This window comes from Microbacterium sp. SL75 (genome assembly GCF_026625865.1).
Lineage (GTDB): Bacteria > Actinomycetota > Actinomycetes > Actinomycetales > Microbacteriaceae > Microbacterium.
In genome coordinates this window covers 1538135-1552135 of the sequence record NZ_CP113067.1, presented here as the reverse complement: position 1 = coordinate 1552135, position 14001 = coordinate 1538135, and the positions used below count along the sequence as shown (strand labels likewise).

Here is a 14001-nt window from a genome sequence, read left to right as displayed (position 1 = left end):
GCTCGCGCGCTGCCAAGAAGGACGTCCCGATCGGGGTCCCTCCCCTGAGCGGGCCGCCTGGGTGCGGCGGCGGGAGCAGGGGGTTCTTGGGGGAGAAGCCCTGCTCCCGTTCTAACGCGCTTCACCCGCAGTTCACGGCGGAGGGGATTGTGCACTCGCGGTCGCTTTCGCGGAGGAGGACGTCCAAGCCTGATACGGATACGTGACGGAGTACTCGGCAACCCCGTTTGGGACACAATAACCGTCACTATTCGACGTGGTTCCAACTCCACAGAAATACCGGGCGCTATCTGACGATAGTTGCAGATTTGTTTGCACCTGAGTGGGTTTCGCGTAAACATCCGGGGAAGTCTGATTGTTCCCGAAAAGAGCAGCGCCAGTGGATCCATCCACGGCATAGCCCCACCCGTAGAGATTGTTGGTGCTTTTGTCGACGAAGTATGCCTGCGAGTTTCCGGTAGCGAGTTTGGTGGCGGAGATATTCGACGCAACATCCATCTGGATGAAGTTTCCGGTAGCTGTATTGTTGATTACTCCGTTGCCTGCGCGCCCGTTGGAGGCGTAGCCGACGCTGTACAGCTTGCTGCTGTCCGATCCTGAAACAATGACGGTTGTGGATGACTTGATCTGTGCATCTGAAAACCATTGATTCTCGGGTGTTTTCATGCGGGTGGGCGTGAGAATGTTCTCCTCTTTAACGCTTCCCAACCCCAGTGCGCCGTACGAATCGTTATATCCCCATGCATACAGGTCCCGGCCCCCTGAGGCAATTGCGACGAAAGAGGGAGCTTGCGAGTCTGCAGATACGGAAGTTATCACCGTTCCCTCTGGAAAGATGGCCTGAACCGGCGTGGAGCTTCCGGTTGTGGTCCCGTTCCCGAATTGACCTCGGCTGTTGTTACCCCACGACCAGACCGTGCCATCTGAGGCAAGAACCGTTTCTCGCCTCGTGAGCTGTTTCACCGTACGACCACCGGGCAGGTTCACTTTGAAGAAGGTGGTGGAGGTACCGCCGACCGATCCACCGCGTTGCCACAGCTGGCCGGTGGAGTCGAGAACGAGGAGTGAGCAGTAGGAGCCGACACCCGGCGACGCGGCGATGGGCGTCACTCCTGCGGGGAGTTGAATGGTGTCAGGCGGGGATGACTCGTCGCTGCAGTTCTTGCCGCCATGTAGGCCCGGGCCCCAAGTGAACAGTTTCCCGGTAGAACTCACGGCCGCGCCTGACCACCCGTTCAGCGCCATGTTGATGATCGGGTTTCCCGCCGGAATGCTGGCGGCAATCGGTACACTGCTTGACTGCCTGGACGCGTTAGCGAGCCCTGATGCGGAGCTTGACCCCCACATCATGAGGGTCCCGTCACTCCTGATGTAGCCGGCAATCGATGATCCAGAGTCGATTACGGTGGGCTTGATGGAGACCGATTTGCCGTACTGGTCAGTCACCGAAAGGTTCGTACCTGTGCTGATCGCCGTCGGGTTGGCACCGTCGATGGTGCGGGTGACGGTGTACGTCGGTTCAGAGGTGACCGAGTTAGCGGTTGCCCACGACTGTTGCAGTGCGCTCGTCCACGACACATCCACACCGATCGAGGACTTGACGGCTTTTAGGCCGCTGACGGGCTGAAGGGTGGCCGCCGTCAACGAGTTGCTGCTCACCGTTTTGTCTGCGGTGAACCAGGCTCCCGTTGCGGCGGGGGTCGAGATGACTCCCGTTGCGAGAACGCCCATGAGAAGCGTCGTCGCGAGACGCCGTCCACGGGCCTGTCGCGGCCGAGGGGCATAGGTGGCGGCGGCGGGTGGCATGTCATCTCCTACGAGGGGCACTAAGGGGGACGTTCGGGTGATCGCGTGCTGCCGAGGATGTAGGGACACGCGTGAAAATTGGAGGCGCGGCAGACAGCTCGGCCTACGCGGAAGGACAACCCATCGACGGATACGGGCTGACGACTCGCCGCGCACGGAGACGTGGGCGCCAGCGTGCTGCCGGCGCCCACGCGCGAGGGTCAGGACGAGAACGGAGCGCCGGCCTGGATGGCGTTCACGACGGTCGAGAACGTAAGAGTTTTACCCTGGGCTGTGTTGTCGGTGGCGGCGGGCAGCCACGCACGGAACTTGATCACCGCGGTTCCGCCAGCAGCGAGCGAGGAGGTGCCCGGGATGGAGACGTTTCGGAGGTCGTCAGCAGTCCATGTCTTCGACCAGGTCGAGCCATTGTCGGTGCTGTACTCGACGTTGACCTGCTTGGCGAAGTCGCTCGAGGTGGAAGCCATCTGGACCTTCCAGTCAACGGCCGCCGTTCCGTTGTTGCGGACGTTGATGTTGAACGTCTTGGCCTTGGTCGCGACGTCCGAGGACGCAACCGGGAGCACGTTGGTGAACGACAGCGCCGCTGTGGAGGACGCGTCGTCGCCGATGTTCCCGATCACGACGGTGCCGGACGCCAGGGTGTTGCTGGAAACGGTCTTGTCGGCGGTGAAGTACGCGCCGGTGGCAACCGTGCCGCCCAGGCCCATAGTGAGCAGGGCGAGGGAGGCGACGAGGACCTTCTTCTTCGAGAAGGAGCGCTTGGTGGTGGACATGGGATCTGCTTTCTTTAGTGGTGAGTCGTGCTTCGGGTCGGAAAGGGAGGCTGAGGGGCTCGACGAGTGCGAACGAAGGTGGCGTAGCGGCTCGACGAGAAGGTGGGGGCGCAGCCCGCAGATGCGGGCGCGCGAGGTGCGGGTGTTAGAAGCCCTGCTGGACGGCCTGGACGAGCAGGCTGAGGGGGACTGTTTGGCCCTGGTACTCATTCCCGACCGAGGCGGGCAAGTTCACCGCGAACGTCACCGTGGTGCTCTCACCCGGAGCCAAGGTCCCGAGGGAGTGCGAGTCGGAGTCACCCAAGCTGGACTCGACGGCCGAACCACTCGAGCTCTCGCTCTTCCACACGATCTGTGTCGCGAGGGGGACGGCGTTATCGGTGCGAGCGATCGCGGTGAGGGTCACGGGCACGGTGGTGGAGTTCGTCACGGACGCGCGAACGACGGCAGGCTGACCGCCGGGTACGAGCTGGATCACTCCGCCGGCGAGCACGGTCGCGTCGATCTGCACACCAGATACCGAGATGACATCGCACTGTTCCGGAGCGGCATGCGCGGCCTGTGACGGGGAGAAGGCCCCCAAGAGCAAGATCACGCCCAGCACACTCGACAGAGCGAGCCCCACGCCAGGCGCGGCCGCCGTGGAAGAGGGCAGCGCTTCACGGCGACGCCGACGCGACCGGGCCAAAGCCATGACGCCACCCGCGAGAAGGACGAGCGCGATGGCGCAGGCGAGTATGACGTCCATGGGAGAGCCTGTTGCCGCAAGTCCGGACCCTCCCGAGGCCGTGATCGCGGGCGCTGCCGGGGAGGGCACGACCGGAACAGAACAATCCACAGAAGATCCTTTGGTATGAAACGGGTTGAAACGGACTCTGGTGGACCATAGCCGACGTTAACAGCCCCTAACAACTCTTTTCCGCCTCGAGCTCTACACCCGATGTAGTGCGCTTCACGCAAAATCGCGCCGGATCAGGCCGTTATTGGGCATGGTGCCCGTAAACTGTGATGAGTCTGTTACCCCCCGGGAGCGCCATGCCTAAGCACCTCGAGCACCTGTTCGCTGGATATCCGCCGATCCTTTCCGCCAGAGACGTCGCCGAGGTGCTCGGGTTGAACAGCAAGACCGTCTATGAGTACTTGCAGTCCGGCGAGCTGCCCGCGTACCACATCGGCTCGAAGTGGGTCATCGTGCGAGACGAGGTGGTCGAGTACATATCGAGCACCTCGAACGTGGCTGACCGGAGCACCCCTGAGGTGGCGACGCCCTCGAGCTGAACAGGATCGACGCTCGACTCCGTTCGCACGGGACGCTGAGGCGGCAGCGTCCGCGCAACGAGGAGAGCCAGCTGTAACGTCGCCGCGCGTTGCGAAGCCTGCCGCGCGGGCTCCCAGGGAAGTCAGTAGCGGTGCAGGACTTCCGTTTCGCCGATCGACCACGTGGTTTCGAATGTGTGACACGAGTCGATGTGACGTACGGGCAGCTGGTCGAACGGGGCCATGATGTGGCCGTCGAGGGTAAGCCGCGACGGCACCCGGTAGGCGTCGCCGACCTCGAGCTTTGCGCTGCGCAGCATGAAGAGAGTGGGCTTCGCTGGCTCACCCAATGCCGGCCGCCCGAGCACCTTCAGGAAGAATTTGGGGCGCTGCAGGAACTCGACGGCGTCGTCGGCGAACATCGGCTCGCTTCGGTAGCCCGCACTCCCGCGAACGACGACGGTATCGTTCACGGTCAGCGAGAAGTTGCTCGCTCCGTCGCGGTGCACGATCGACCCTACGCCGTACAGCACGGGCTGCAGGTAGGCCTCACGGTTGTGGATGATCGAGGTCACATTGTCCGTGTAGACCGCCTGGATGTAGTCCCCCACGACGCCTGCCGAGCTGACCGCTTCGATCGACTGCGTCACTTCGAGGAGGGGAACATCCCCGTGCGAGTTGAAGAACTGCGTGAAGAACACGCTGGCGCGCGGAATCAGAGGCAGATGCAGGGGCTCCGGAAGGAGCTTGCGCGCGGCGTGCTCATCGGTCACATAATCGACGCGAAGAATGCTCCGGCGAATACTCGGCGCACCTGAGTGAGCGATGGACGGCACATTGGCAGGCGTGGTCAGCAGCTGCAGGACCTCGGAAGCTAGCACGCGAAGATTCTAAGGATCTGAATAACTTGCTCATAACGCCCCCGCCGCGCGGGCCCCACCGCTAATATCCGGCGGCAATCAGCGCTCCCGGCACGCAGGGGACGACCGCTCGTCGACCAGAAGACACGTGAACGTCATGGGCGTTGCGGACGGACCTGGTTCGACTCTCGCACTCTACGGACGAGGGTGCCGCGCGCACTTCGCGGAGCGTTCCCCCAAACAGACGGGACGATCGAGGCGATTCCTGCTATGGTGCGTAAGATCCGATACGCACCGTTTTGATCCGTTATGTGTTTTTACGATAGTGAGCATGCGTCAGGAGGAGGCCCGGTCAGGTGCCGGAACCGTCGTCCGCGTGTCAGCCGACGAGTACTCAAGCTACCGAGCGGCACCCACCCACACCCCGGAAGGAGCGGCGGCATGAGCATTGTCCGGCCGAACCCTCAGGGACCGCACACGGCCACGTCTGCTGTCGTTCTCCTCACGCTCGGCGTCGACCACGCTGCGCCGTCCTCGTCCGCCGTGACCCCCACCCCTGACTCGTGCACGCACGACACAATCCGTCTCGGACACACGGACGGCGGCCGCATCACCGCGCACACCACCTCTTCGCTCACCGCTCCGGCATTCGATGCGCAAGCGGACGCATACGCATTCGCCATCGATGCGCACAACACGAGCGGCAAGGCAATCGACTGGATTCTCGGTATTGAACTGCGCAGCAGTGCATCGGATGCGCGCGAAGTAACACTCGCCGCCAGCACGACCGACGGTGCCACGTGGTCAACACCGCTGACCATCGACACGTCCGGTAACCCCGCGTTCTGCGCCGTCTCGCCCCTCCTGCCCTCAGCGACCCAAACAGTGCACTTCCGCGTCCGGGTCCCCCGCCCCGCCAACATCACGCACCTCTGCCTCGAGGCATCGACCGCTCAGTCCTCCTCGCGCCCCGAACGTCCGCAACCGCGCGCGCGCCTGCTATCGCGCGTGTGACGCGCTCCACCCCACCGGCCATCACCCGATACTCACCTGGAGGCACAATGCGCATCCTCTCCTTCCTCCGTTGGAGCATCGTAGGCGCGTTGCTCGCCCTGCTCATCGCCCCCGCCGCCATCACTCTGGCCACCGGGACCCAGCTCGTCGTCGTCGATGGGAAGTCCATGACGCCCACCTACGAGTTCGGCGACCTTGTTCTCATCGGCGACCCCCACCCCGACGACTTTCAACCCGGCCACGTCGTCACCGTCGGACGCCCCGACGGAAGCATGTATACCCACCGCATCCAAGAGATCACCGACGGTGAGGCCCTCCTGAAGGGCGACGGCAACACCGCGGCGGACCCCGACACGATCTCCTACGACCAGCTCGTAGGCGCCGTCCGCGGCCACATCGGCGGCCCGCTCGCCGCCGTTCTCGCCTACGTCCAAACCACCCCCGCGCGTATCAGCCTTGCCGTCCTCGTTCTCGCCCTTCTCCTGCTTCCCCTCGAACGTCGGCCCGCCGACGCCAAGGACGGCGAGGACGGCGAGGACGGGGGTCGGGAAGACGGTGATACCGACCCCGCGGACCAGAAGGACCCCCCGGCCACCTCGGCGGAGGACACGGACCGGGTGCTCGGGGACGTTTTCGGGCTCGCCGGAGACCGGCATCCCCACACCGAAAAGCCCTCCCTCCTCGCCCCCCAAGAACAGAACGGTCCCATACGGCGGCGGTCCCCGCAGTGGTGACGAACGAACATCGACCCGTGGCCACTCCTCACGCCCCGATCCTCACGGACCGGGATCTTCACATCTCGCAGAAAGATCAACCGGTCACCTCATGACTCTTCTCGACAAGCGTTCAGAACCCACAAGCCCTTCGAACTTCTCTGCCTGCGCCACCGCTGTCGTCGTCGACGATGATCCGCACGTCCGGTCCGTGCTCACGCGAATCATCGAGAGCGCCGGATACGCGACCGACGCCTTCGACAACGGAGCCGAAGGCGCTCGCGCGGCGCTGGCCATCCGCCCCGACCTGGTCACGATGGACCTGACCCTTCCCGGCATGGACGGCATCGAAGCCATTCGACGCATACGATCCGCCGGATCCAGCGCGCACATCATCGTCATCTCCGGCCTGCACGACGACGCCGACAAGGTCTCGGCCTTCGACGCCGGCGCGGACGACTACGTCACCAAACCCTTCCGCTCCCGAGAACTTCGAGCCCGCATAGACGCCGTCACTCGGCGCCTCAACCGCTGACTCGTATCCCCGCCCCGACGCCACCGAGCTCCAGCGGAAAGAGGGCACGACCCGTCCAGGCCGGTGTCGAATCCCGCGGCACCCTTACTTGTGGCATCCCCGGTTCTGGTGACACCGCAAAACTCCGCCCCGCCCGACGCGTCAGCGCCCCGCGGCCTCCCGCGGCCGGCGCAACGAGGCGGCCATCTCCGCCGCCGAACGCAGTGTGAGCCCGGGGATGTAGCAGCGGACGAGGGCGATCGCGATGGCCGGGATCTGCGTGGCATCCGGGTAGATCATCCACAGGGGCGCGAAGTCGGGCTGGAACTTCTTCTTGAAGTTCGCCAGCGACCGGAACCCGTACGCCGGCTCGAGGAGCGCGCTGATGACGTCGAGGCCGCGGTCCAGGGCGCTGCGATCGGCGTCGTCTCCGGTGGAGTGCCGCGCCAGGGGCGAACCCGACAGGCTCATCACCGTCATGCCGTCTTCGCGGAGCCGATCGACGGCCTGACCGATGAGGAACTCCATGACCCCGGGCATCGCGTCGTCGCGCCGACGCATGACGTCGAGGGCGTACCCGGCGATCGTGCCGTCGCGATGGATCGGTATCCAGCTCGTGAAAGCCATGATGCGTCCCGATCCGTCGCGCGCCACGAGAAGGCGCACCTGGGGGTCGTCGAGCTGGTCGGTCGAGCCGAGGGTGAAACCCATCTCGGGGATCGTCTTGTCCGAGACCCAGGCCTCCGAGATGTCGCGGATCTGGCCGCGATCGAAGAACGACAGCTCGCTCCACCGGGCCCAACGCGAGGTCAGTCCCTCTCGCGCCGCGCGGTTGGTGGCCGTCCGGACGTCCTGTCGCTTCTTGCCGGCGGGAGTCCAGCTGCGCGGGTCGAGCAAGGCCTCCTCGGCGACCTGCAGCGACGACCAGCCCAGCGGGGCGAGCCGCTCGCGCTCGGCGTCGTCGACGCTGTAGAAGACCGGGGTCCAGCCCTGCTCCTCACAGAACGCGGCGAACTCCGCGCCGACGGAGGCGTCGTCCCGGTCGGGGCCGAAGGCACCGCCGAGCGTCACCGCGAAACCGCCGCGTACCCGGTAGGCGATCGCCGCCTCCGCGTCGGCGGCGAACCAGTAGACGTTCCCCTCCCACAGGGTCATGTGCCCGAGGGTGTCCCCCGATCCCGCTGCGAGCAGAGCCCGCGCGCGCTCGCGATCGGGTGCGGTCTCGGCGGCGCCGGAGCGGACCACGAAGCGCACGGCGGCGACCACGACGCTCAGCCAGAACAGCAGCGGCGGCAGGTACCACGCCGCCTGTGCGGCTCCGGTCATCGGGACGAAGACGAGGGCCTCGGGCGGCAGAAGCGACGGCGGGACGAGACGCAGGGGCAGAGTGGCGAGCACGGTGGTCACGTTCGGCCATGGCCGGAACTCGGCGGACGTCATCAGGATGCCGACCAGCGCCAGCGCCAGCGAGCCCAGGGCCGCGACGACGACCGTGCGCACGAAGATCCGGCGCACCCCGGGGGTCGATCGGATCTGCGCGGCGGCGCGGAAACGCACGAGAAGCACGGCGACCATCAGGGGAAGGGCGGCACCGACGACCATGCCCACGACCGTCTGCCAGACGTCGGCGACGTCGTACGCGGCACGCACCGTCGCGAGCTGCTCGAGCGTGTCGGTCTCGCTCAGCAGCAGCAGGATGCTCATCGCCGCGAAGGTGAGGACGTTCACCCCCACGGCCAGGTGCAGGGCGCCGCGGCGCCCGCGCAGCACGCCCCAGGCGGCGATCAGCAGCACCAGCTGCGGGAGCGCGGCGATCCACCCCGAGGCGGGCTGGAGCTCGGCGTAGACCGAGGCGGAGGGCGGGCAGGGAGCGTTGGTCGAACCGATCGCGCAGACGACGCCGTCGGCCACGTTCAGCGGGTCGTACGACAGCCAGCTGTAGACCGACAGCACTCCCGCCCCCGAGCCCCAGAGGGTGGCCACGACCGGCCCGATGGCGGTGATGGCGGTGAGCGCGGCCAGCAGCACGCGCTTCTCGCGCAGGGAGCTGCGGGGAATGCCGACGGCCCGCGTCCCCCCGAGCACGAGGCCGGCCGCCATGCCGACGGGCAGGGCGATGAGCGTGTAGAGGTCGGACGCCGAGGCCGCGTAGAGGAACATGGTCACGGCGAGGACCACGCCGCCGATGCGGATGCGCCGGCGCCACAGCGGCGAGGCGAAACAGCTCGCGGCGATCGCGACGCACAGCAGCGCCGCAATCGGCGGTGCCCCCGTGTCGGGGGTGACGTTCAGCGAGACCTCGGGGATGACGTTGTCCTCGAACCAGCCGATGACCTCGCCGACCGCGCAGACGACGAGCCCGCCGCCCACGAACGCCGCGAGCAGACGTCGCGTGCCCAGGAGCCCCTCCGCAGCGCCGCACGTCACCAGGGTCAACAGCACGGTGACGGCGAGCACGAGCGGGTCGTCGACCCGCACCAGGGCGAGCAGCATGTCGCGCAGGTCGAAGGGACCGGCTTCGAAGGTGCTCTCCGTTGCGATCGTCACGGTGCTGACCACGAGGATCGCCAGTGTCACCCCGAGCGTCCCGGTGCGACGCCGGAGCAGTCCGGGGACATCCCACCGCGGGACGCGGTTCACGGGCCGCGTCGCCGGCGTCGTCTCGGGCGCTGCCTGCGCCTTGTCCATCACCGCGACCATCGGTCCTCCCCGAGCGTGCGCATGCCGACCCCCGGCATCCTGTCCATACTCGCGAGATGCCCCGGGACGCCGCATCGCCCGGTCGGCCCCCTCCTCTGGCCGATCGGGTGGTCCGACCGGTCAGGCGGCGGCGACCCGCCCGGGCCAGAACCGGCGCACCAGGAGCGGTCCCGCGATGCCGTGCAGCACCACGCTGCCGAGCACGACCATGCAGGTCGCCGCCAGCACGAGGAACCCCTCTTCCCCGGGCAGGGCGTTCGCGGCGATGAGACCGAAGACGATGGATGCCGCGCCCCGAGGACCCATGGCGGCGACGAAGAACCGCTCCTTGCGGGTGGCCTCGGTGCCGATCAGCGCGAGCAGCACGGGCAGGAACCGCCCCACCGTCAGGGCCACGAGAGCGAGGACGATCGCGGGCCACCAGTCGTAGGTCTCGCTGAGCAGAACGATCGAGGCGAAGCCGAAAGCCAACCACAACAGCAGGTTGAGCAGCCACGAGAGGTCGTCCAGCAGAGAGATCTCGACGGAGGCGACGCCACTCGCCCCGCGCGCGAGACGCAGGGCGACGCCCGCGACGAAAACGGCGACGAACCCGTTGCCCTGCAACGCGACGGCGAGGCCGAAAACGATCAGGGGCGTGGCGATGAAGGCGATACGCATGCTCTGGGGCTCGGTCCATCCTCGCCCGTCGGCGAAGCGCATCGCTCCCCCGATCGCGGCCCCCGCGGCAGCCCCGACGAGGATCGCGATGAGCCCCGCGGGGGCGGCCACCGCGAACGCACGTCCGGCGTCGCCCGTCGTCCCCGCGGAGGCGAAGGCCACCGCACCGAGCAGGAGCGGCGAGACCAGGCCGTCGTTGTACCCGCTCTCGACGTTGAGCCACCGCCGTACCCGCGCCGGAACGCGGTCGTCGCGCACGATCGAGGTCTCGGGCGAGAAGTCGGCGGGCACCGAGATGCACGCGATCGCCAGGATCACCGCCACCGACAACCCCAGCGGCAGGATCAGACCGACCGCCAGCACGAGGACGAGCGACAGCGGCAGGCCGATGCCGAGCAGCCGCGCCGGCACCCCGGTGAAGTGCGAGCGGAAGGAGCCGCGAACCTCCAGCGCGTCGACGAAGAGCAGGTAGGCCAGCACGATCTCGGCGAAGAAGAGCGTGGCCTTCGACTCGAGGAACAGCTCGCCCTGCACCGGCAGCAGCGCGCCCCCGAGCAGGCCGAGAGCGGTCATCACGATCGGTCCGTTGACCGTGGCCTTCCGGAAGACGCGGCTCCACAGCGCCCAGACGAGCAGGGAGCAGCCGACGACGAGCAGGGGGACGGACACGGCGAGAACTCCTGGGTAGGGGATGGGACGGGAGCCAGTCTGTTCGACGCCCGGGCCCGCGACCGGGGGCTGACCGGGTACCGTCCGCGTCCGGTCGGGTACATCGGATGCGCCCCCTGTCTCGACGGCGCCCGGAGTCCCTAGCCTGGTCGCATGGCATCCATCGCCTCTCCGGTCATCCGTGTCGCCGTCATCGACGACGAGGCACTCATCCGCTCCGGCTTCTCGCACATCCTCAGCGCCGCCGACGACATCGAGGTCGTGGCGACCGCCGACGGCGTCCAGGCGATGGAGATCCTCGCCGAGGCGCGTCCCGACGTGGTGCTGCTCGACATCCGGATGCCGGGACGAAACGGTCTCGAGGTGCTCCGCGACATCCGCCGGGCGGGGTGGAACGTGACGGTGGCGATCCTGACCACCTTCGACTCCGACGATCACATCGCGTCGGCCCTCGACGCGGGCGCGGCCGGGTTCCTCGTGAAAGACACCGACCCGCGTCAGCTCCCCCAGCTCGTGCGCACCCTCCACGGCGGTGGGGTGGTGTTCTCGCCCACCGTCAGCCGCGCCGTGGTGGCCGGATACCTGCGCCCCGAGCCCGCGGCCGACACCCACCTGGTCGACGCGCTCAGCTCGCGCGAGCGCGAGATCCTCGTGCAACTGGGGCGCGGACTGTCGAACATCCAGATCGGCGCCGAGATGTTCCTGAGCCCCGCCACCGTGAAAGCGCACATCAGCACGATCCTCGGCAAGCTCGGCGTCGACGGGCGCGTGCAGGCGGCTCTCGTGGCGGAGCGTGCGGGCCTGCTGCGCGACGAGGAGGCACGATGAGGCGCCGCGATGTCCTGATCGATCTCGGCCTCGTCGCCGTGGCCGCCCTCGACGGCGTGCTCGGTCTCTACACGACCGACCTGCTCGAGCTGGTGCTGACCCTGGTCGGAGCCGCGGGCCTGCTGCTGCGCCGCAAGATCCCCCTGCTGTCCCTGGCGCTGGCGCTTCCCGCCCTCTTCCTCACCGGCGGACCGATCGCGTCGGTGATCGCCCTCTACACCGTCGCGAGCGCGGCGACCGGAATGGCCTGGCTCGTCGTCGCGTCCGCCCTCACCTTCCTCGGACTCGGCCTGTCGTGGGACACCTTCACCTCGGTCAACGACCACGTGCTCGCCATTGTCTACGCGACGATGACCTCGGGCGGCGCCGTGGCGCTGGGCCGCCTCCGACGCAACCAGAGCAGGCTGACGGCGAGTCTCGACGAGCTGCGCCGCGCCCGCGCCGACGAGAACCGCCGCGTCGCCCGCGAGGCCGTCGCGGAGGAGCGCGCCCACCTCGCGCGGGAGATGCACGACGTCGTCTCGCACCAGGTGAGCCTCATCACCGTACAGGCGGGTGCCCTGATGGTCCGCGCCGACGATCCCGATGTCGTCGAGACGGCCGACACGATCCGTACGCTCGCCTCCACGACCCTCGCCGAGCTGCGTCAGATGCTGCTGGTGCTCCGAGCCGATGGACCGGAGGCCGCACCGCTCGGCCCCCAGCCGACCCTGCGCCACCTCGATGAGATCCTGCACCCCGCCGACCTCGATATCGAGGCCCGCATCGACCTGCGCGAAGGGCTCGCACCCGCGACCCAGCGAGCGGTCTACCGCACGATCCAAGAGGGGCTCACGAACGTGCGAAAACACGCGCCCGGGTCGCGCGTGACCGTGACCGCGACGAGCACCGACACCGGTGGCGTGCGGGTGGTCCTGCGCAACGCCGCCTCCCCCGCCCCGCGCCCCGACCCCGCTCCCACGGCGCGCCTCGGTCACCTCGGGCTCTCCGAACGCGCCCACATGCTGGGCGGCTCGTTCCGCGCCGGTCCCATGGCCGACGGCGGCTACGAGATCGACCTGCGCCTGCCGGCCGGTCCCTGACGGGCCTCAGGCCGAGGCGCGCTGCACGAGCTCTATCGGCAGAATGGTCGCGTGAGCCGCGGGACGCCCGGCGAGGATGTCCAGCAGCACGGATGCCATGTGCCGGCCCTGCGCCAGCGACGGCTGCCGGACCGTGGTCAGCGCCGGTGTGACGGCGGTCGACACCGCCGAGTCGTCGAAGCCCATGACGGCGACGTCGCGCCCCGGCTCGATTCCCTTGTCGCGCAGCACCGTGTAGACGCCTCGGGCCATGAGATCGCTTGCGACGAAGACCGCCTCGGGGGTGACCCCGTTCGAGAGGATGCGGTTCATCGCCAGCGCCCCGCCCATCTCGGTGAAGTCCCCGTTCTCGATCGCCACGGGCTCCAGCCCCGCCTCCGCCATCGCGTTGCGGAAGCCCTGGAGGCGGTCGATGCCCGCGGGCATGTCCGACGGGCCCGACACCGTGGCGAGACGGCGGTGACCGCGCGCCAGCAGATAGGCGGTGGCGACCCGGCCACCCTCGACGTTGTCGACGTCGACGTAGTAGTCGTCGGCGCGGATGCGCGCGGGGCGTCCGCCGTAGACCACGGGGACGACGTCGGCGACGCGGTCGAGGAAGGTGTCGCTCGTGTGGTGCGAGGCGACGATCGCCCCGTCGACGCTTCCCCCACGGAGGTACCCGAGCGCCTTGGCGCTGACGTCGTCGCTCGCGATGAGCATGTTCATGATGTAGTCGGACTCGCCGATGACCTCGCCGATCCCCGCGACGATCGAGGCGAAGAACGGGTCGCCGAAGAAGCGGTCGGTCTGCTCGGGGATCACCAGGGCGATCGCCCGGGTCTGGCGGCTGGCGAGCGAGCGTGCCGCACGGTTGGGCACGTACTGCAGCTCGTCGATCGCGCGGCGCACGGCCTCGAGAGCGGAAGGCGAGACGGCGGAGGAGCCGTTGACGACTCGCGACACCGTCGATCGCGAGACTCCGGCGCGCGCCGCGACCTCTTCGATCGTGGCGGCACCCCGCACGGATGCGAGATCCATCGCTCCCCTCCTTCAGGACGGCCGCGTTCTCCGGCGCTCGGCTGGCCGGATGCACCCCGCGCTGATGCGAGCGTACTGCGGTGTCGCCGGGGATCGCACCGG

At 67.8% G+C, this 14001-nt stretch carries 13 protein-coding genes; 6 read left to right on the top strand and 7 right to left on the bottom strand.

Annotation, left to right across the window (positions count from 1 at the left end; translation table 11 throughout):
* Positions 1-132: 132 nt before the first annotated feature.
* From OVA17_RS07210 to OVA17_RS07200, 3 genes are all read right to left on the bottom strand, one after another.
* A complete protein-coding gene (locus OVA17_RS07210; protein WP_267789156.1) occupies positions 133-1731 on the bottom strand; it encodes an RCC1 domain-containing protein in 1599 nt (532 codons plus the stop codon).
* A 275-nt stretch (positions 1732-2006) separates the two neighbouring features.
* Complete coding sequence (locus tag OVA17_RS07205; RefSeq protein ID WP_267789155.1) at positions 2007-2582, bottom strand: hypothetical protein; 576 nt, start codon at positions 2580-2582, stop codon at positions 2007-2009.
* A 145-nt stretch (positions 2583-2727) separates the two neighbouring features.
* Complete coding sequence (locus OVA17_RS07200) at positions 2728-3330, bottom strand: hypothetical protein (RefSeq protein ID WP_267789153.1); 603 nt, start codon at positions 3328-3330, stop codon at positions 2728-2730.
* A gap of 287 nt (positions 3331-3617) precedes the next feature.
* On the opposite strand from OVA17_RS07200, the gene OVA17_RS07195 reads away from it, so the two are divergent.
* Positions 3618-3860, top strand: a complete 243-nt coding sequence (locus OVA17_RS07195) for a helix-turn-helix domain-containing protein (protein ID WP_141376406.1) — start codon at positions 3618-3620, stop codon at positions 3858-3860.
* Positions 3861-3982: 122 nt separating this feature from the next.
* Here OVA17_RS07195 and OVA17_RS07190 read toward each other — a convergent pair whose 3' ends face one another.
* Entirely contained in the window at positions 3983-4720 is a 738-nt protein-coding gene (locus OVA17_RS07190; RefSeq protein ID WP_267789150.1) for an acetoacetate decarboxylase family protein, read from the bottom strand.
* Positions 4721-5140: 420 nt separating this feature from the next.
* Here OVA17_RS07190 and OVA17_RS07185 point away from each other — a divergent pair, with 420 nt between their 5' ends.
* The 3 genes from OVA17_RS07185 to OVA17_RS07175 all read left to right on the top strand — a co-directional run bounded on the left by OVA17_RS07185 (position 5141) and on the right by OVA17_RS07175 (position 6961).
* Positions 5141-5713 carry a hypothetical protein gene (locus OVA17_RS07185; protein WP_267789148.1) on the top strand — a complete coding sequence of 191 codons (573 nt, stop codon included), beginning with the start codon at positions 5141-5143 and terminating at the stop codon, positions 5711-5713.
* Positions 5714-5760: 47 nt separating this feature from the next.
* The gene (locus OVA17_RS07180; protein WP_267789146.1) at positions 5761-6447 is read left to right on the top strand and encodes a signal peptidase I; all 687 of its coding nucleotides are present in this window, start codon (positions 5761-5763) and stop codon (positions 6445-6447) included.
* Positions 6448-6538: 91 nt separating this feature from the next.
* Positions 6539-6961, top strand: a complete 423-nt coding sequence (locus OVA17_RS07175) for a response regulator transcription factor (RefSeq protein ID WP_267789144.1) — start codon at positions 6539-6541, stop codon at positions 6959-6961.
* Positions 6962-7102: 141 nt separating this feature from the next.
* Here OVA17_RS07175 and OVA17_RS07170 read toward each other — a convergent pair whose 3' ends face one another.
* Both OVA17_RS07170 and OVA17_RS07165 read right to left on the bottom strand, forming a co-directional pair.
* Positions 7103-9640 (bottom strand): bifunctional lysylphosphatidylglycerol flippase/synthetase MprF, encoded by a 2538-nt coding sequence (locus OVA17_RS07170; protein ID WP_267789142.1) that lies wholly within the window; start codon positions 9638-9640, stop codon positions 7103-7105.
* Between the two features lie 120 nt (positions 9641-9760).
* A complete protein-coding gene (locus OVA17_RS07165; RefSeq protein ID WP_267789141.1) occupies positions 9761-10969 on the bottom strand; it encodes a cation:proton antiporter in 1209 nt (402 codons plus the stop codon).
* A gap of 153 nt (positions 10970-11122) precedes the next feature.
* On the opposite strand from OVA17_RS07165, the gene OVA17_RS07160 reads away from it, so the two are divergent.
* Complete coding sequence (locus OVA17_RS07160) at positions 11123-11797, top strand: response regulator (protein ID WP_267789139.1); 675 nt, start codon at positions 11123-11125, stop codon at positions 11795-11797.
* On the top strand, positions 11794-12879 hold the full coding sequence (locus OVA17_RS07155; RefSeq protein ID WP_267789138.1) for a sensor histidine kinase: 1086 nt from the start codon (positions 11794-11796) through the stop codon (positions 12877-12879). Before OVA17_RS07160 ends, OVA17_RS07155 begins: the two co-directional genes overlap by 4 nt.
* Before the next feature lie 6 nt (positions 12880-12885).
* Here OVA17_RS07155 and OVA17_RS07150 read toward each other — a convergent pair whose 3' ends face one another.
* On the bottom strand, positions 12886-13899 hold the full coding sequence (locus OVA17_RS07150; RefSeq protein WP_267789137.1) for a LacI family DNA-binding transcriptional regulator: 1014 nt from the start codon (positions 13897-13899) through the stop codon (positions 12886-12888).
* Positions 13900-14001: the final 102 nt, after the last annotated feature.